The following is a 19,347-nucleotide window of genomic DNA, read 5'->3' as shown; positions in this document are numbered from 1 at the left end:
CAACTAAAGCATCACAGCTCATCAAGCCATGCCATCTGGATGGCTTCTAGGATGCGTTCGTTCGACTTATTTGGGTCATCGCTAAAGCCATCAAGCTCACAGACATAGCGGTGTAAATCAGTAAAGCGAATGTACTGCACATCTTCATCGGGATATTTTTCTGCCAAAGCGATGGCGATATCTAGGGTGTCGTGCCAAGTTAGGGTCATGAGTTTTCTCCATGTGAATATGCTTTAGTTTAGCATATATTCGCCCAAAAAGTGGATGATAGCAACAATTTTTGGCGATTTGATGAAATTTTTAATTGAAAATCCAAAACAATCTTATAAAATTAATATATTTTATCTATTGATACAATCGCTTTATAATTAGACACATCAAAACACAGTTGTACATTTTTTAACATGCTAAGATAGCTTATCGGTGCAGTGACCGCCGATGGCAATTCCCACTCACAAGGAGCAATTTATGACTTCACAAACTTCAGGCTGCCCATTTCACGGTGCCAACACCCAAGACGGACAAACGCCAGTCGCATGGTGGCCAAAAACTCTAAATTTGGACATCTTGCACCAGCACGACAAAAAGGTCAATCCACTGGGCGAAGACTTTGATTATGCCAAAGAATTTGCCAAAATCAATCTTGAAGAACTCAAAGAAGATGTCCGCCAAGTCCTGCGTGATAGCCAAGACTGGTGGCCTGCTGATTATGGCTACTACGGTGGTCTAATGGGTCGCCTAGCATGGCACTCAGCCGGTTCATATCGTGCAACGGACGGTCGTGGCGGTGCCAACACGGGCAACATCCGCTTTGCACCACTCAACAGCTGGCCTGATAACGGCAACCTAGACAAAGCGCGCCGCCTACTTTATCCAATCAAACAAAAATACGGCAACCGCCTGTCTTGGGCAGATTTGATCATCCTAGCCGGTACGATGGGCTATGAAGCAGCTGGTCTGAAGGTCTTTGGCTTTGCTGGTGGTCGTGAAGACATCTGGCATCCAGAAAAAGATGTCTATTGGGGCAGCGAAAAAGAATGGCTTGCCAAATCAGGTGGCGAAGGCACTCGCTGGAGCGACAACCGTGAGCTAGAAAATCCACTAGCTGCTGTGATGATGGGCTTGATTTATGTCAATCCTGAAGGTGTGGACGGCAATCCTGACCCACTCAAGACCGCTCGTGATATGCGTATCACCTTTGCTCGCATGGGTATGAATGACGAAGAAACCGTTGCTTTGACTGCTGGCGGTCATACCATCGGTAAAGCACACGGTAATGGTGATGCATCCAAAGTCGGTGCAGAGCCTGAAGCAGCTGACATCGCTGAGCAAGGCTTGGGCTGGCGCTACGAAAAACCAGGCATGATGACTTCTGGTATCGAAGGTGCTTGGACAACCAACCCAACCCGCTGGGATAATGAATTTTTCACCTTGCTATTTAAATACGAAGACCAATGGGCATTGACCAAATCTCCTGCTGGCGCACATCAATGGGAGCCTGCACAGATGGACGAAGCAGATATGCCTGTCGATGCCTTTGACCCAAGCCAAAAACGCAAAATCATGATGACTGATGCGGATATGGCACTACTTCGTGACCCAGAATATCGCAAAATTTCTGAAAAATTCTTGAATGACCAAGCAGCATTTGATGATGCCTTTGCTCGTGCATGGTTCAAGCTGACACACCGTGATATGGGGCCAAAATCTCGCTACCTAGGCGCTGATGTACCAAGCGAAGATCTCATTTGGCAAGATCCAATCCCTGCGGTGGATTACACCCTAAGCGATGCTGAAATCGCCGAACTAAAAGCAAAAATCTTGGCAACAGGCCTAAGCATCCCTGAGCTTGTGGCAACCGCTTGGGATAGTGCTCGCACATTCCGTCAATCAGACTATCGTGGTGGTGCTAACGGTGCACGCATTCGCCTTGCCCCACAAAAAGACTGGATTGGCAATGAGCCAGAACGCTTGGCAAAAGTCCTAGCTGTCTATGAAGAACTACAAGCCAGCCTTGACAAAAAAGTTAGCATCGCTGATTTAATCGTACTGGGTGGTACAGCGGCAGTTGAACAAGCAGCCAAAGATGCAGGTGTAGAAATCGTCGTGCCATTCTTGGCAGGTCGTGGCGATGCAACCCTTGAGCAAACAGATGTAGAGAGCTTTGAATTCCTACGCCCTGTGCACGATGGTTTCCGCAATTTCCAAGAAGCACATTACGCACCACAACCAGAAGAATTGTTACTTGACCGTGCTCAATTGATGGGCTTGACCGCACCTGAAATGACTGTCCTAATCGGCGGTATGCGTGTACTAGGTGCAAACCACGGCGGTAGTCAGCATGGCGTATTCACCGACCGTGTCGGCGTACTAAGCACCGACTTTTTCCGCAATCTTGTGGACATGAACAACACTTGGCAACCAACAGGACGCAATAGCTACAACATTTGCGACCGTAAAACAGGTGCTGTCAAATGGACAGCAACCCGTGTGGACTTGGTGTTTGGCTCAAACTCAATTTTGCGTGCGTATAGCGAAGTCTATGCCCAAGATGATGCAAAAGAAAAGTTTGTCAAAGACTTTGTGAATGCGTGGGTGAAAGTGATGAATGCAGATCGTTTTGATGTGAAATAATCGGTTTATTCAGCACAAAACAGCATAATCAGTCATGGTTATGCTGTTTTTTGTGAAACACCCCCAGTTCGCACTGATTCGATACTGTACTTTATAATTTAAATATAATTATGATACTAATAATCAAATAAATACAATAAAAATATCCACACCGCCCTATCCCTTGCCCCACTTAGCTTTGCACAGCTTTCCACAAAAACTGTGGATAACTTGCGAAAATTAGCTGATTTTTCTTGCTCAATCCCTTGTGCTGTCATGCTTTTGTCGCAATTGGTTAAATTTTGATCAATTTTTTATCATAATATTTTATCTTTATAAATCAATAGTTTATAAAATTTTTTGTAATTACAATGAGTAGATATTGACAAATTTATTAGTATTTTATCCGATAAAATTCATCCGCCCTGTTCCACAATTTATCCACAAAAAATGTGTATAAAATTGTGGATAACTTTTATTTTTTATGAAACATTGAAGTTTTTATCTGAATAATTATCACGAATATTGACAAACCTTGTATGAAAAATAACTGAGTGGATGATTGGATTGTGATGAAAGTTTTTTAAGATTGATTGGGCGATAAACCACTAGATGATTTTTTCGAGCGTTTGCATGATTTTTCGATTTTTATGCTATAATTGACAGATATTCACCCTATTTTAAAGGAATCCGTTCGTGGACGAAAATAAAGAGAAAGCGCTCAAGGCTGCCCTTGCGCAGATCGAAAAGCAATTTGGCAAAAACACTATCATGCATCTAGGCGACGAATCCGCCAAGTTGGATGTTGATGTGGTTTCAACAGGCTCGCTCGGTCTGGACATCGCGCTAGGCATCGGCGGTCTGCCCAAAGGTCGTATCATCGAGATCTTCGGCCCTGAAAGCTCGGGTAAAACCACCCTAACGCTACAAACCATCGCCGAATGCCAAAAGCAAGGTGGCACTTGTGCATTCATCGATGCTGAACACGCACTCGATCCGATTTACGCCAAAAAGCTTGGCGTGGACATCGATGCCCTATTGGTCTCACAACCTGACAACGGCGAACAAGCACTTGAAATCGCTGATATGCTCGTCCGCTCTGGTGCGATTGATATGATCGTCGTGGACTCGGTCGCTGCCCTGACCCCAAAAGCCGAAATCGAAGGCGAAATGGGCGATAGCCACATGGGTCTGCAAGCGCGTCTGATGAGCCAAGCTTTGCGTAAAATCACGGGTAATGCCAAGCGCTCAAACTGCATGGTGATTTTTATTAACCAAATCCGTATGAAAATCGGCGTCATGTTTGGCTCACCTGAGACCACTACAGGCGGTAATGCGCTGAAATTCTATGCATCAGTACGCCTTGACATCCGCCGCATTGGCAGCGTCAAAGATGGCGATGAGATTTTGGGCTCAGAAACGCGCGTGAAAGTCATCAAAAACAAGATGGCACCACCATTTCGCCAAACTGAATTCCAGATCATGTATGGCGAAGGCATCAACCGCCTAGGCGAGATCATCGACCTTGGTGTGGACATCGGTGTCGTCGGCAAATCAGGTGCATGGTACAGCTATGGCGATGGCAAAATCGGTCAAGGCAAGGCCAACACGGTGAAATATCTACAAGAACACCCAGAAATCGCCGCAGAAATCGAAGCCAAAGTACGCGAATCAAAGCTAACCGGTACATCAAGCGCACCAAGTGCAAGCAATGATACTGATGAAGTGCCTGAGTATGTCGAAGGCATGGAAGATGGCGACGCGTTCTGATTGATAGCCTTGCGTCAATGACCATCAAAACTCTATCCGAGATCTTGGCAGAAATGGGCGAAGAGCCTGTTTCTGCCAATGTCACTTCTGCTACCGTGCTTGACGAGAGCAACTTCTATGCACTGACCACCACAAGCCCTGCTTTTGCCAAACAGCCTGCCAATCGCACAGCTCGCACCAATCATACAGCAGGCAAACCTACCAAAGCCGTCAAACAGAAATCCACCAAAGCCAAACCATCTACCACGCCCAAACCCATATCCGATGATACGCCTTCTGTGCACTTGGTCAATGCAGAAAATTTGGACGAAAACTCCAAAACCTCAACACAAAACCGCGATAACAAGCCTGCCAAAAAACGCAAAACCCATCGTCAAGTACACAACCAAGCGCGCAGTGACACTCCGCAGATCGCAAGCCTACTTAATGACGCCAAGCAAGGACACACCAGCCACATCATCACAGACAAGCTTGCTGATGCGCTTGCCAATGTCAGCATCGAGCCGATCGCCATCACCGACCGCGCCACCAATTATATGCGCTGGCTTGCGTTTTATTATCTATCGAACCGCGAACTGTCACGCCATGAACTGCGCACCAAACTGCTTGCCAAAGACTGCAACCCTATAGCCGTTGATGCACTCATCGAAGAATTCGCCAATAAAGGCTATCAGTCCGATGAACGCTGCGCCTATATGCTTATCCGCGAAAGCATCCGCAAAGGTCGCGGCAAAATCCACATCAAAGACGCGCTCAAATCTGCACACATCGCCCTGCCGTATTCACTCGATGAGCTGATCGAACGCGCCGACATCGACAGCCTAACCGATGGCACGGCACTTGCTGATACCGCCTGCGATGAAGTCGATTGGCTCAAGCTTGCCGTCGAAGCACGCACGCGTAAATATGGCGATACCATCCCAACCACTCCAAAGGACAAAGCCAAGCAGCTGCGATTTTTGCAGTATCGCGGCTTTGAGATAGGCGTATGCTTTGATGCGCTCAAATATCAGCTGAGTGATCTTGATGAGTGTGAATAACACCGAAATCATGTGCGCAAATACACAAGGTTTCACGCTGCCAATCCATCGCCCATGTGGAACACCACAGCTCAGCCCATCGAACAGCAGCAGTATATTTTTAATTTATTTGATATGATAAATTGTTATTAAATTAACAAATAAACCTGCCAAATCTCACCATCCCTTGTGCCATAAGCACTGACGCAGTTTTCCCCAAAAATTGTGGATAACTTTATTAATATCACCATTTTTTACATCGCAATCCCTTATTTTTCTTGGTCTATATCGCAATTGGTCAAAATTTAACCAATTTATAAATTTTCAATTTTTATTATTATAAATCAATAACTTATAAATTTTTATCCCGTCAAAAACAAGTAAATCTTGACAAATTCACCATGATTTTATCCAAAAATAACCGCACCCAAGTGTTTCACAATCTATCCACATAAACTGGGGATAAAACTGTGGATAACTTCATCTGTTACACAAAATTAAGCAAAAATACAGTCAATATCAAGCTGAGAATTTGGTGTGAAAAATCAACAAAAAACTTCAGACAAATGACTGTTTTAGCAATTTTTTCGACATCAGCACAACAAAGCTACAGCAAACTTGTGCAAAATTTGACACATCAAACCAACAAAATTTCGTGCGCCTGTCACACAGCCTGCAGGCAGATATTTTATAATGACTTGGTCATTTGACGATGGATTTTACTGTTTACTTTTTTCTTTTTAGGAGTGTATGATGAAAAAATTATTCGTAGCATCAGCTGTCGCCGCGATCGCCATCACAGGCTGTGCCAGCAACCAAAACGCAGCACCGCAGCACGAAGGTCGCATGATGCAGCATAAACACGGTGAAATGCACAAAGACGGTCATCGCCACGGCGAACACCACAAACGCGGTGAGCACAAGCACGGTGATCGCGATGGCGAACGCGGCGATCGCCTAAGCGCAGAATACACCTGCACCGACAACGCGGTGGTACACGCCAAATACAACCCACAAGCACAAAATGCCGTGATCACCGTCACTGCACCGACTTGGCAGCTGAACAACCAACAAATCACCCTAACGCCTGCAGTATCAGGCTCAGGCATGCGCTTTGTGAACACTGACAGCCCACAAGCGGCGTACGAATGGCACAGTAACGGTCGCGATGGTATCTTGACCGTGAAAGCTGGCAACACCGAACAAAGTCTAACTTGCACAGGCAAAGTCAGCGAGAAAAAACCAAGCTAAGTGCCAAAGCAAAAGCTAAGTATAAAAATACAAGATTATCTCGATTAAGAAGCGTGTCCCTGTGATGCGCTTTTTGTTTTTTAAACCATCTGTTTTGATTTTTTTTGGGAACATATCAGTTATAAGATAACATTGGCAATACGCCAAGATGCGCGTATAATAACTAAAAGCATCTTAACCAAGACAGCAAAAAACACCAACCACACCAACAAGCATAACAAGGGGTGTATGATGAAATCGGTATTACTCAGCACACTGATCGCAAGTCCACTGCTACTCACCGCCTGCGCCACCACAAGCAGTCACAACACCAAAGTCAGCATCGACTGCCAAGCCCCAAACTGGCAACAAGCAGGCATCAGCGATGGCAAAAATGGTCGCTATCCTTATGAAATCAGCCGCTACAGCAAACAATGCCCAAGCCTTACCATCAGCACCGAAGACCGTGCCGCATGGGAGTCCGGTCGTCAAGAAGGGCTAAAAACTTACTGCACCAAAGCCTACGCCTACGAACTCGGTCAGCGCGGCTACTCGATGAACCAAGTCTGCCCCGAAGAAGGACTGCTCGAGATCCAACAATCGCACGCGCTCGGCTATCAGCACTACTACCAACGCGAACGCCTGTACGATGACTGGTGGCGTCCGTACCCACCGTTTGGCAGCTTCGGTTGGTACGGTCCGCGCTCGCGCTACTGGTGGTAGTGTTTAAAAATGTGTTAATTTGTAAGTGATTGTACAATTTTGTGTTTTTGGCTTATCGTGCGCGACACAAAATGCTATAATGGCGTATCAGCCTGATGCTTTATCGCATCTTTTCATTAGCACTTTTTTGAGATATTCTTATGAAATTGACTCAAGTTCTATTGGCAGGCGCTGCATTGGCAACTGCTGTATCAGCTACCGCTGCTGAGAAAGCTGGCGCTTATAATGCCCCTGTTGTTAAGCATGTTGAAACCACTTTCCTATGTGAAGATGGCAAAACTGTTACCACTCAGCGTGCACCACACCAAGATATGCGTGTGACTGTCGATGGTCAAACTGAAATCCTAGAGCGTAACAAGCGCACTTCATGGCACCTATGGAGCCACAACCCAGCGAACAACTACCTAAAAGCGACTTATAGTAATGCTAATGGTTTCGGCTGGAGCGACAATGGTGAAGTTGGTACACTACACTTCCCACAAGACGGTGTAGTTGCACGCACGACTTGCCAAGTGCCTTCTGTAGAGCCAGTACCTGCAGTTGAAGCGGCTGCTGAATAAGCCAAACGCTGATACTAAAATTGGTATTATCTAAGAATTGGTGTTGTCTAAGTTGATTGGATAACACCAATTTTTTGTCTGTTATTTGATAAAAATTTTGACAAAAATAATGCCCCAACCAAATAAACAAAACCCCAAAGACCATCTGATCTTTGGGGTTTGTCTCATGACTAAGCTAAGTTAAGCTAAGTCATGATAGGACAACTTACCACATCCAGCCTACACCGACGCCGCCTGACGCTTCGCCATTGGTGCTCGCTGAACCTTGGATTTTCATCAGCAATCGACCGTTGTCCGATGTGCTGCTGAAGCCGACTGCGACCGCTTGCTGATCACTGTAGCCACCTGCCGCCACTGCCAGCATAGATTTACCTGGTAGGTAAACTTGTGGCAATGATGCTGATGCTGCTGAGATTGCACCTAGACCGCTGACTTTATCATCCAGATCGTTGATACGACCTTCGATGCCGTCCATGCGGTTGTTGATGTTGGTCACTGCACCAGTCAGCTGCGAGACATTGACTGCATCGTTCGGGTTCTTACCATTTGCCACATTGGTGATGCGGCTTGGTGAGACTTCGCTGCCGATGCTTAGCTCATTGGTGGTAGTGCCATCTGGGTTGGCTACTGTCTTGGCTGTCATAGTGACAGGGCCGACATTCACAGTATTGGCAGTGACTGAATCGACTGCGATGTCTTTTGCCAGTTTTACTTCAAGCTTGCCATTATCAGACACAACACCGATATTGTTGTCAGACAGCTTGGTTGTATCAGCACCGCCTACGACATTCAAGGTAGTGCCTAGATCACGGACAACCACACCTTTGGTATCGCCCTTGAAGTTTAGCTTGCCGCTTGCTGCACCATCTTTACTATCTTTCACTTCGACAATGACAGGAGTGCTGCCATCTTTATTATCTACAGTGATTTTAGTTACGCCATCGGTTTTCTCAGCTTTCACAACTGGAGACTTGCCGTCTTTACCATCTTTGCCAGGTGCACCATCTTTGCCGTTAGCACCATCTTTGATGGTTGCAACTGCAGGTGTGCCATCTGGGTTGGTAAAGGTAATGGTGGTGGTGTCGCCAACTTTCTCGGTCTCAACCTTCGGTGATTGACCATCTTTGCCAGGTGCACCATCTTTACCATCCAGTACAGTCACCTCATTGCTCTTACCAGTGGCAGGATCAGTGGTGGTAATGGTGGTCTTGCCTGCGTCAGTATCTTTGGCGACGCTTACGATAGTGCCCGGTGCACCGTCTTTACCTGGCTTACCTTCAGGGCCTTGTGGACCTACTGGACCTTGAGAGCCTGGCTCACCGTTGGCGGCAGCAGTGGTTGAGATGGTGAACTTACCATCTTTTTGTACGATCTTAATGTTTTCACCAGTAATCAATTCAACTTGACTACCAGGTTTAACCAAATGATCACTCACACCTTCTGCTGTACCACCTGAAGCTGCGCCCGCAGTGACACGCCAGCCTGATTGATTCAATGCAGTAGCCAATACATCAGCAGTCACGAAGCTATTTGCTGTGGTCGGCACTACGAAGCTGCCGCGGATTGGGCTATCAGCTGTTGTAACTGTGCCCAATGTCGTTGTATTGACATCAAAGGTCACTGTATTACCAGTAAGCTTAGCATTGGTGCCTTTGCCATCAGCAAACAGCACTGCATCGCCAAATTTCACATTGGTTGAGTTGCCATTATCGTCTTTGGCGATCCAGTAGCCTTTATTCACTGCATCGATTACATCACCAACAGTTGCTACACCATCTTTTTGAGTTGGTGCAAGCTTGCCACCGCTGGTTACTGAGTTGAACTCACCTTTGTTCACATCGACAGTAAAGGTCTCAACACCATCTTTGGTCTCTGATGTTACTTTTGCAAGACCAGTGCCTTTCACATCGATTGCATCTTGTGCAACTTTGGCAACATCTGCTTTGGTTACACTCACTGTGTACTGCTCGTTCGGCTGACCTGCATCTTTACCAGACTTGGTCGTCACTTTTGCGATGTTTTCCGATGAAGTATCAGCTACCACAGACTCAACCGCTTTGGCTTTTTCAACCGCATCTTTCAATTGGGAAACATTCACCGCATCAGTTGCATTTGTGCCCGCTTCAACATTAACAATCTTTGTTGGTGTGCCATCTGCTTTACCAATGTTGATGTTATTGTTCACATCCGCTTTGATGATCGGACCATTTTCATTGAACTGTACTGATTTAAATACTGGTGTATCTACGGTCGCTACAGTGAATGCAGTACCTGAACGCGTGATATTGATATTTCGACCTTGGATAAAGTCCACAGTATCACCAGGATTAACCACTTCGCCTGTTGCTTCGCTATTCGCTTTAACAGTGAAGCCAGAGTTATTGATGGCATTGGCAATATCTGCAGCAGTTGCAAGTTTACCAGCGTCGTCACCTGTTGGTACATTCACTTCGCCATTGTCTTTATTGGTCAATGGTGTGACATTGACTGTCAATTGACCATTCTCATTTTTCACAATGGTTATACCATCAGCATTCACAGATAGGTCGAATTTCTTCGCGTCGTCAGCTGTTGTGCCAGTGCTGTCCACTTTCACAGAACCGTCGGTAGAAACAACTTCTTCTTTTGACGCTTTCAACTGTTTCACATTCACAACATCGCCGTCTTCAGTACCATCTTTAACATTGGTAATCTTCGCATCGCCGACATTGACGGTTGCATCGCCAAGCTTGATGGCGGTATCGCCATTGCTGATTGATGTGATGCCTGATAGATCGCCTTCAACATTGACTTGATACGCTTGGTTGACGCCATCACCTGTAACGGTGGTGTTTTTACCATCGATAAGTTTGGTGCGTGGCAAACCTTCTAGGTTTACGGTCAAGTTACCATCTTCGCCCACCTTGATGGTTGTGTCATCAGTTTTCACATTGAATGTGATAGAACCTTCAGCAGTCACATTGGCATCAGTACCTTTACCGTCAGCAAAGTTGATGCTGTCGCCGAACTTCACTTTCATGTCGTTGGCATTATCAACTTTCGCTGTCCAGAAGCCTTGGTTGATCACTTTTTGCAAGTCATTGCCAGTCACTACGCCATCGGTATTCGGGGCATTGATTTCACCATCGTCACTCACAGTAACAGTGTCAAAGGTTGCTTTCTTGACATCAACCACAAACTCAGTACCGCCAGTGTTGTTCTGCTTAGTGTCATCAATAGTCACCAAGCCTGAAGCACCCGGTTTCACTGTTTCTTCTTTCTTAAGCTGATCTTTGGCTGCATCGGTTAGATCAAACTTCACTTCGCCATTTTCTGCAACGCTTGCTACAGTGTGCGTACCATTGACAAAGTTCAAGCCTTTTTCCAATGTTACAGTTTGATCATTTTGACCATTGACTTTATAAGTCAGCGGAGTCGTTTTCGCTGCTTCATCACCATTGTATTCAACGGTGAAAGTTTTCTGACCAGTCGCTGGGTCGGTTACATTGGTTACTGTGATTGCTTTATTATCACCTGTAACATCAATCGCTTCTTTGGCTGCGTCTTGTACCGCTTTTTTCGATACGCTTACTTTGTAAGTTTCGTTTGCTTCACCAGCTGCTTTACCTGACTCGGTAGCGATTTCCGCCAAGTTAACATCACCAACTGCCGCTTCAGCTTTCACAACTTTCTCAACCGCTTTGGCTTTTTCAACCGCATCTTTCAATTGAGAAACATTCACCGCATCTGTGTCAGCATCACCTGCGCCCACATTGGTGATCTTATTACCACCCATATCAATGGTTGCACCAGCATCAACAGCGAAGTTGTTTACTTTGGTATCACCAGTGACAGTTAGGTTAGTAAACTCAACATCATCTTTGGTCGCGATAATCAGCTGACCACCTTCACCACTGATTGTAATGTTTTTACCTGCATCGACATTCAGCGTATCGCCAGCTTTGATATTTGATTTATCGGTGACTTTATAAGTACTTTCACCGCCATCAACGCCGACAGACTTAACATCCCAAGAGACATTGTTGATGGTATCGACGATATCATCCACAGTCGCTACTTTATTCTCTTCAGTGGTGACTGCTCGACCTGCGACCACTTTAGATGTACCTGAAATCACTTCAGCAGTAATCACATTACCTGTTTTGGTAAAGTCGATCGTATCACTATCTTCGACTTCAGTCACAGCACCATCAATCACTTTTTTGGTGTCATAGTCCAAGCCTACTGTGTAATTGATCACACCATCTTCATTTGGCGTACCGCCAGTGACTTCCACAAATAACAAAAAACCCTGCCAAATGACAGGGCTTATATATAACTATGCGACCCGACCGTTATGCTTTTTTGAGCTTCTCACGGATAAAGCCAATCACCATCGGCAATACACTAAAAATGATGATACCGAAAATCACATAGGTGAAGTTCTCTTTAATCACTGGCTGATTACCAAAGAAATAGCCAAGCAGCGTAAACGACGCAATCCAACAAAAGCCGCCGATGATGTTATAGCCGATGAAATACTTATAATCCATGCTGCCTGCCCCTGCGACGAACGGCGCGAAGGTGCGCGCAAATGGAATAAATCGCGCGAAAATAATGGTCTTGCCGCCATGCTTGGCAAAGAAATTCTGCGTCTTGATCAGGTGCTGTTTATTGATCCATTTTGAGTCGATCTCAAAGACCTTCGGACCGATGTATTTGCCAATGTGATAGTTCAGCGTATCGCCCAGTACCGCCGCGATGAACAGCAGCCCAATCAATAAGGCAGGATTGAGCGCACCCGTGAACGCCGCCAACGCCCCAGCCGCGAACAGTAAGCTATCACCTGGTAGAAACGGCATCACCACAAGCCCTGTCTCGACAAAGATAATCAGAAACAAGATGCCATAGATCCACATTCCATAGTCTTTCAAAAACTCCGCCAAATGCAAATCAATATGCAAAATAAAATCGATCATATGCAGGATAATATCCATCACCGCTCACTCGCCAAATCATAAAAGAAGTTGTCTAAAAATTGTGCGTATGTTAGCAGAAAATCATCGACTTTATAGTAATTTTTTATTACAAGGTCGTGCTACATTGTGCCGTGGGTGCGGATTTGGCTGATTATGCGTATTATGCATAATTATAGGTGAATGAATTGTAAAATTACTTTACAAAGCGATGATAATTCAGTATGTTATACAAGCGAACTGATCCAGTTTTCTGCTTAATATGCATTATGTGCATAGTTATTATTCCCCAATCCATTTTCGGCAAGTGATTGCCCAGTTATCAGGATAGATTACTCATGTTATGGTTCTTTTTTTGTATCGCGGTGCTGATCGTCGGCTATGTGATCTACGGTAAGGTGATCGAACGCATCTTCGTCATCAACCCAAATAAGAACACGCCTGCCTACACCATGGCTGATGGCGTGGACTATGTCCCGATGTCCAAGAAGAAAATTTGGCTCATCCAATTATTAAATATTGCAGGCACAGGCCCGATCTTCGGCCCGATCCTAGGTGCGCTGTATGGTCCTGTGGCGATGCTGTGGATTGTCATCGGCTGTATCTTCGCTGGTGCAGTGCATGACTATATGTGCGGTATGCTGTCTGTGCGTAATGGCGGCGCGTCGATGCCATACCTGACTGGCAAATATCTGGGCGCACCTGTCAAGGCGTTCATCAATGTCCTAGCGGTCGTGCTACTGCTACTGGTCGGCGTGGTCTTCGTGGCAAGCCCTGCGCAGCTGATGAGCACCATCACGATGGATGTCTTCGGCACAGCAGCCACAGGCGCAGTATCGCTCAATAACGCAGAAGACATCAGCGCGGCTGCCAGTGCATCTGCCGCAGCGGACGCATCGACGGTGTTTGGCATGACCAAAGAAACCGTGCTGATCGCTTGGACGGCAATTATCTTCATCTACTACATCATCGCCACCCTACTGCCGATTGACAAGATCATCGGTCGTATTTATCCATTCTTCGGCGGTCTGCTGCTATTTATGTCTATCGGCATGATGTACGGCTTGGTATCTAGCCACCTAAGCGCGACCAATCCGATCAGCTTCTTCGGCACGATCGATGGCTTGAGTGTCGAGAAATTCTTCAGCAACCTACAGCCAAAAGGCGATCTGCCGATCTGGCCGCTGATTTTCTTGACCATCACCTGTGGTGCACTGTCAGGCTTCCACGCCACACAGACGCCGCTGATGGCACGCTGTGCGATGAACGAATCTGAAGGTCGATTCATCTTCTACGGCGCGATGATCGCAGAAGGTATCATTGCCTTGATCTGGTGTGCGGTCGGTATGTCATTCTACCCTGATTTGATGTCGCTACAAGACGCCATCGCAGCAGGCTCACCATCGAAAGTCGTCTATGACAGCTCGATCTACTTCCTAGGTGCTATTGGCGGTATCTTCGCGGTGCTGGGCGTTGTCGTGCTGCCGATCACTTCAGGTGATACAGCATTCCGTGCGGCGCGTCTGATCATCGCTGAGTTCTTCAATATGGAACAGCGTACCTTGATGAAGCGACTGCTGATCGCTGTGCCGTTGTTTGCGATTGGCTTTGCCGTCTCAAAAGTCGATTTCCAAATCCTATGGCGTTATTTCAGCTGGGCGAACCAAACGGTCGCAGCAGTGATGCTATGGACAGCGGCAGGCTATCTGTATCGCTATCGTAAGTTCCATTGGGTATGTACTGTCCCTGCGGTATTCATGACGGCAGTGTGCTTCACTTTCTTGATGTACAATAAGATCGGCTTTGGCTTAGATTATCAGCTGTCGATTTATCTAGGTATCGGTGCGACCGTCTTGACCACCTTGGCGTTCTTCTTCTTCGTCAAGCGTGAGCAAGTGGCAGGCGACCCTGATGCGCTGGTCGTCGAACCAAAAATTGAAATCGCCCAACCTGCTCAGCAGTAATCGGCTTTTTTGATAAGGGCACCTGTCGGATTTGGCAGGTGTTTTCATTTGAGTGGTGTTTTTTTGGCAGTGATTTTTGAGTGATGATTTTCAATGGTGTATTTGTGCTGTGTATTTTTGATCGATTGCTTGCTTGATTAATCAGGCAAATCCCAACAACCCAAAGCTGAACAAATCTAACCAATTTCTCAATCATATACAAAAATTTTCATCATAAGCCAATTTGTGCTATACTAAAAACCAAACCCTATCACTATCACACATCATGCTCGAAATTCGCCATCTACAGATGCTCAGCACGCTCAAGCGCCACGGCTCGCTTGCCACTACCGCCGAAGAGCTCAATCTCACCGCGTCCGCCATCAGTCATCAGCTCAAGGAGCTTGAGAGCTATTATGACATCACGCTGGTCAATCGCCGCACGCGCCCTGTCAGCTTCACCCCTGCAGGGCTGCTGGTACTGGAGCTTGCTGATAGCATCCTGCCGCAGGTGGCACGCACCAAGAGCGACATTCGCCGCCTAGCGCATGGGCAATCAGGCAGACTGCGCCTAGCCAGTGAGTGCCACAGCTGCTTTGATTGGTTGATGCCGATTCTGAATGCGTATCGTAAGCAGTATGCTGATGTTGAGCTGGATTTTGCGACTGGGTTTGAGCCTGAGCCGCATCAGATGCTGATGGATGGTGAGATTGATTTGCTGATCACCGCGAGCGATTTGCCGATCGATGGTGTGCATTATCAGCCGCTGTTTACTTATGAAAGTCGCCTAGTACTCTCGCCTGCACATCGCTTGGCACGCCATGAGCGAATTAGCCCTGATGATCTGTCTAATCAGACCTTGATCGCCTATCCTGTGGAGTCGGCGCGCCTTGATGTCATCGCCAAATTCCTTGCTCCTGTCGGCATCAACCCTGCCCACATCCGCACCACCGAGCTGACCGCCATGCTCATTCAGCTTGTCGCATCTGAGCGCGGTGTGGCGGCATTGCCTGATTGGGTGGTGGCAGAATACGAGCGCAAAGGCTGGGTGGTCAGTCGTCCGCTGGGTGCTGGGGTGTACTGTCAGCTGTATGCCGCAGTGCGTACCGCCGATCGTGGATTGGATTTTATGAAAGGGTTTTTGGGGCTGCTCGATGAGATTAAGAAGCCTTGATGGGTTATTGGGAAATAGTTCTCTTTTTTAAGCAGAGTGCAGGGTGTGACATCCGAATCTTTTAGGTAGATGTGATTGATTTTAAGGAAATTTTTTAAAATTTTTACATCGTGTATCTTAACAGTGTGGGGCGCGCTCTATAGTAGATTTTTATTCTTAATTTAAATTAACTATTGATAGGATAAAATATATCATGACCAATCAAACAATCCAACCACGCCAAGATGACACCGAATACCAAATAGAAATTCAGCAACCTGTCATGCAAGTGTATGATAATGTTATGAAAAATGGTTGGCATGGTGTGAGCAACACTGAAGTTCATCAAGACATACGGCAAAAAAAATGAAAGCTTATAAGGATAAAAAGAATTCGGAGTAACCCGTACCATTTCACCGAATATGATTAATTTTCAAAACACCATTAATAATACAGCCACATCACCACCACAAGCAGCACCACTTCACTGATTTCGATACTTGCACCCACCGTATCGCCTGTGATGCCGCCGATTCTCGCCATGAACCGCGCGCGCAAATACGCCATCAGTCCAAGCCACACCACCGCAAGCCCCACCGCCATCTGCCAAGGCAAAATCACAAGCAGCGGCAAATACAGCAGCAGTGCAAGCAGTGTTTTACCCTTGCCAAGCCCCGCCAGCGCCGAACCCAAGCCCTGCTTACGCACATACGGCGTACTGGCAAACAGCACAAGAGCCGACAGCCGCGCAAGCATCGGAATGATGATCAGTGCAAGCAAAGATCGCAGCTCAAGCAGGCTATAGACGGCCGCCCACTTCAGCGCCAGATTCACCACGATGGCAATCACCCCCATCGCCCCCGCATTCGGATCTTTCATGATGGTAAGCGTGCGCTCTTTATCGCCAAAGCCGCCGACCCACGCATCCGCCGTATCCGCCAAGCCATCCAAATGCAGGCCACCCGTCAGCCACACCCACACTGCCATCACAAGGCAGGATAACAGCATGATGGGCAGCGATACAAAGCTTGCCAGCAACCACAGCACAACACCGATCATCACGCCGATCAGCGGATAATACAGCATCGATACGACATTTTGTTCACGGCTCGGCAAATAAGGCAGCCTAACAGGAATCGTGGTCAAAAACTGCACCGCGATCAGTAGCGGAATGATGAGCTTATGATAAATCATGGCAGTGATAATTGACCATTTTGCAAATTGAAGCAATGAAACTCGCCTAACTCAGCAGGCTGCTGTAGAATCTCATCCAGTGACAGATGCTGGGCTTTGCAATACAAATATTTGATCACCCCACCATGACAAATCACGCACAGTCGCTGATGGTGATTTTCATGAGCAAATTGTGCAATTTGACCCAATGCGCCATCGATTCGCTTGGCAAAATCCGCCATACTCTCGGCATTGGGCGGTGTAAATTGGCTCGGTGATTGCCACCATCTTGCCATCTCATCGGGAAATTGCGCGAATAAACCCGCGGTGAATTGCCCTTCCCATTCGCCAAAATCCATCTCTTGCAAATCAACCAAAACAAGCAAAGGCAATTGATATTCATCGGATTTTTGCCGAGCAAAATCAGCACAGCGCGATGAAGGCGATGAAACAATCGCCTGCCAAGCTTGCTTGAGAAATTCACCATCAAAAGCAGCTTGCATTTGCGCTTTGCCTTTGGCGGTCAATGGATCATCAAGCCGTCCGCGTAGGATATGCCCTTGCGCTAGCAGCTCGGTTTCACCATGGCGCAGCATACAGAGCGTCAGCATATCATTCAGCCCCACGCTTTATGAACCAATATTGCGCATCGCCCACGCGCACCACCCATGTCAGCGTGCCTGCTGACGGATTGGCAGCGGTTGCCCAAGCGAACTGATTGTAATCTTGCAATAATTTATTCACCAAGCCATCAACAGCCATCAAATCAGGCTTGCACATTTTGCGCGTGGACATTAGCGCGCCAAATTTAAGCTGCCCTTGCTCGATGCGGTACGCGCCCGACATCAGATTGCAGCCATTCAGTACAGCGACGCGGTCATTGTGGCTAAATTCAATGGTCAGCGCATTGCCATCATCGCCTGTGATGGGTGCGTGCTGCGTGCCATTGCTTGCCCAAGCCACCATCTGCCATGCGCCCACCAGTTGTGCTTTGGTGATGGCAATTGGTGCAGGCGTGCCAACCTTTGGCGCAGGTGAGCGGTGTAAATCTGTTCCGACACACGCACTGAGCCCCAATACTGCGATTGATAATAAGCTGATGATTTTTATCATATTTCCCCTGTTTATCAGTTATAGTTGGCAAGTTTAATCAGCTGTTTTGGTCACTGACCCCAGCTTCGCCAAAAGTCGCCATCTGCTCATGCACCGCACAAGCAAGCTGAATGATGCCAAAAGCGGTGGTCGCTCCCGTACCTTCGCCCAATCGTAAGCCTAAATCAAGCAGCGGCGTGGCGTTTAAGGCATCTAGGACTCTTTGGTTACCATATTCGGCAGACTTGTGCGAAAACAGCATAAAATCGCGCGCACTTGGATTGATCCGCACCGCGCACAAGGCACACACCGCACTGATAAAGCCACCGACAATCACAGGCAAGCCAAGCTGTGCTGCGCGCAAATACGCCCCGACCATCGCCACCATCTCAAAGCCTGCCACCGAACGCAAGATCTCTAGCGGATCATCAAGATGTTGATATTTATCAATAGCTTGTGCGATGACTTGGGTTTTATAAGCAAAGGTTTTATCATCAATGCCCGTGCCTAAACCTGTCACACTCTCGGCACTGTCGCGCAATAGCAGTGCCGCCAATGCTGAGCTTGCCGTGGTGTTGCCGATACCCATCTCGCCTGCGATATAAATATCCGCGCCTTTTGCCGCCGCGGTCTCGACACTGTATTTACCGATGTTTAGCACATCTTCACATTGCTCGGCAGTCATGGCAGGCTGTAGTAGGAAATTTTGCGTCTGTGGTGCAATATGAAACTGCTCCACGCCATCGACATGATAAGCCCCACCCAAAGAACCGCAGTCGATGACTTGGGAAATGGCATTATAATGACGCGCCATCACGCTGATACACGCGCCGCCCGTGGCGAAATTATAAAGCATTTGCCGAGTAACCGCCTGTGGATAGGCAGAGACCCCAGCATTAGCGATACCATGGTCGCCTGCAAATGTGCAAATATAAAGCTGTTTTGCTGTTGGACACACTTTACCTTGCATACCTGCCAATTCAATCACCACCGCTTCCATTTGCCCTAATGCGCCTGTTGGCTTGGTTAATTGGTTTTGGCGGTCTTGTGCCCCGTTGCGTGCGGTTTGGTTGATTGGTTTAATAGGGTTTAAATACCACATAAAATGCTCCTTTT

16 protein-coding genes are annotated in these 19,347 nt (G+C 47.1%); 9 read left to right on the top strand and 7 right to left on the bottom strand.

Going from position 1 to position 19,347, the window contains the following annotated elements; genetic code table 11:
• Positions 1-11: 11 nt before the first annotated feature.
• Positions 12-209 (bottom strand): Fe-S cluster assembly protein IscX, encoded by a 198-nt coding sequence (iscX, locus tag NGM44_RS07475; protein ID WP_078253014.1) that lies wholly within the window; start codon positions 207-209, stop codon positions 12-14.
• Between the two features lie 259 nt (positions 210-468).
• Here iscX and katG point away from each other — a divergent pair, with 259 nt between their 5' ends.
• From katG to NGM44_RS07445, 6 genes are all read left to right on the top strand, one after another.
• On the top strand, positions 469-2,634 hold the full coding sequence (gene katG / locus NGM44_RS07470) for a catalase/peroxidase HPI (protein WP_253223078.1): 2,166 nt from the start codon (positions 469-471) through the stop codon (positions 2,632-2,634).
• A 675-nt stretch (positions 2,635-3,309) separates the two neighbouring features.
• The gene (gene recA, locus NGM44_RS07465) at positions 3,310-4,383 is read left to right on the top strand and encodes a recombinase RecA (RefSeq protein WP_253223077.1); all 1,074 of its coding nucleotides are present in this window, start codon (positions 3,310-3,312) and stop codon (positions 4,381-4,383) included.
• 17 nt (positions 4,384-4,400) lie between these two features.
• Positions 4,401-5,423 carry a regulatory protein RecX gene (locus NGM44_RS07460; RefSeq protein WP_253223076.1) on the top strand — a complete coding sequence of 341 codons (1,023 nt, stop codon included), beginning with the start codon at positions 4,401-4,403 and terminating at the stop codon, positions 5,421-5,423.
• A 729-nt stretch (positions 5,424-6,152) separates the two neighbouring features.
• Positions 6,153-6,653 carry an MliC family protein gene (locus NGM44_RS07455; RefSeq protein WP_253223075.1) on the top strand — a complete coding sequence of 167 codons (501 nt, stop codon included), beginning with the start codon at positions 6,153-6,155 and terminating at the stop codon, positions 6,651-6,653.
• Positions 6,654-6,881: 228 nt separating this feature from the next.
• Positions 6,882-7,355, top strand: a complete 474-nt coding sequence (locus NGM44_RS07450) for a DUF2799 domain-containing protein (RefSeq protein WP_253223074.1) — start codon at positions 6,882-6,884, stop codon at positions 7,353-7,355.
• A gap of 140 nt (positions 7,356-7,495) precedes the next feature.
• Positions 7,496-7,915: a hypothetical protein gene (locus NGM44_RS07445; RefSeq protein WP_253223073.1), complete on the top strand. Its 420-nt coding sequence runs from the start codon at positions 7,496-7,498 to the stop codon at positions 7,913-7,915.
• Between the two features lie 205 nt (positions 7,916-8,120).
• On the opposite strand, the gene NGM44_RS07440 is transcribed toward NGM44_RS07445, so the two are convergent.
• A complete protein-coding gene (locus NGM44_RS07440) occupies positions 8,121-12,191 on the bottom strand; it encodes a YadA-like family protein (protein WP_253224654.1) in 4,071 nt (1,356 codons plus the stop codon).
• 58 nt (positions 12,192-12,249) lie between these two features.
• The gene (locus NGM44_RS07435) at positions 12,250-12,879 is read right to left on the bottom strand and encodes a DedA family protein (RefSeq protein WP_253224653.1); all 630 of its coding nucleotides are present in this window, start codon (positions 12,877-12,879) and stop codon (positions 12,250-12,252) included.
• 329 nt (positions 12,880-13,208) lie between these two features.
• On the opposite strand from NGM44_RS07435, the gene NGM44_RS07430 reads away from it, so the two are divergent.
• From NGM44_RS07430 to NGM44_RS07420, 3 genes are all read left to right on the top strand, one after another.
• Positions 13,209-14,834, top strand: a complete 1,626-nt coding sequence (locus NGM44_RS07430) for a carbon starvation protein A (RefSeq protein ID WP_253223072.1) — start codon at positions 13,209-13,211, stop codon at positions 14,832-14,834.
• A 265-nt stretch (positions 14,835-15,099) separates the two neighbouring features.
• The gene (locus tag NGM44_RS07425; protein ID WP_253224652.1) at positions 15,100-15,987 is read left to right on the top strand and encodes a LysR family transcriptional regulator; all 888 of its coding nucleotides are present in this window, start codon (positions 15,100-15,102) and stop codon (positions 15,985-15,987) included.
• A 193-nt stretch (positions 15,988-16,180) separates the two neighbouring features.
• Positions 16,181-16,336, top strand: a complete 156-nt coding sequence (locus NGM44_RS07420) for a hypothetical protein (protein ID WP_253223071.1) — start codon at positions 16,181-16,183, stop codon at positions 16,334-16,336.
• A 74-nt stretch (positions 16,337-16,410) separates the two neighbouring features.
• Here NGM44_RS07420 and NGM44_RS07415 read toward each other — a convergent pair whose 3' ends face one another.
• Genes NGM44_RS07415 through cobT form a run of 4 tightly spaced genes read right to left on the bottom strand, consistent with a single transcriptional unit; the run spans position 16,411 to position 19,333 of the window.
• Positions 16,411-17,196: an adenosylcobinamide-GDP ribazoletransferase gene (locus tag NGM44_RS07415; protein ID WP_371923475.1), complete on the bottom strand. Its 786-nt coding sequence runs from the start codon at positions 17,194-17,196 to the stop codon at positions 16,411-16,413.
• Entirely contained in the window at positions 17,157-17,750 is a 594-nt protein-coding gene (locus NGM44_RS07410) for a histidine phosphatase family protein (RefSeq protein WP_253223070.1), read from the bottom strand. Before NGM44_RS07410 ends, NGM44_RS07415 begins: the two co-directional genes overlap by 40 nt.
• A 1-nt stretch (position 17,751) precedes the next feature.
• Positions 17,752-18,252 (bottom strand): META domain-containing protein, encoded by a 501-nt coding sequence (locus tag NGM44_RS07405; protein ID WP_253223069.1) that lies wholly within the window; start codon positions 18,250-18,252, stop codon positions 17,752-17,754.
• Positions 18,253-18,289: 37 nt separating this feature from the next.
• The gene (gene cobT / locus NGM44_RS07400; RefSeq protein ID WP_253223068.1) at positions 18,290-19,333 is read right to left on the bottom strand and encodes a nicotinate-nucleotide--dimethylbenzimidazole phosphoribosyltransferase; all 1,044 of its coding nucleotides are present in this window, start codon (positions 19,331-19,333) and stop codon (positions 18,290-18,292) included.
• Positions 19,334-19,347: the final 14 nt, after the last annotated feature.

The organism is Moraxella sp. FZFQ2102, from assembly GCF_024137865.1.
Lineage (GTDB): Bacteria > Pseudomonadota > Gammaproteobacteria > Pseudomonadales > Moraxellaceae > Moraxella.
This window is presented reverse-complemented; position numbering and strand designations above follow the sequence as displayed.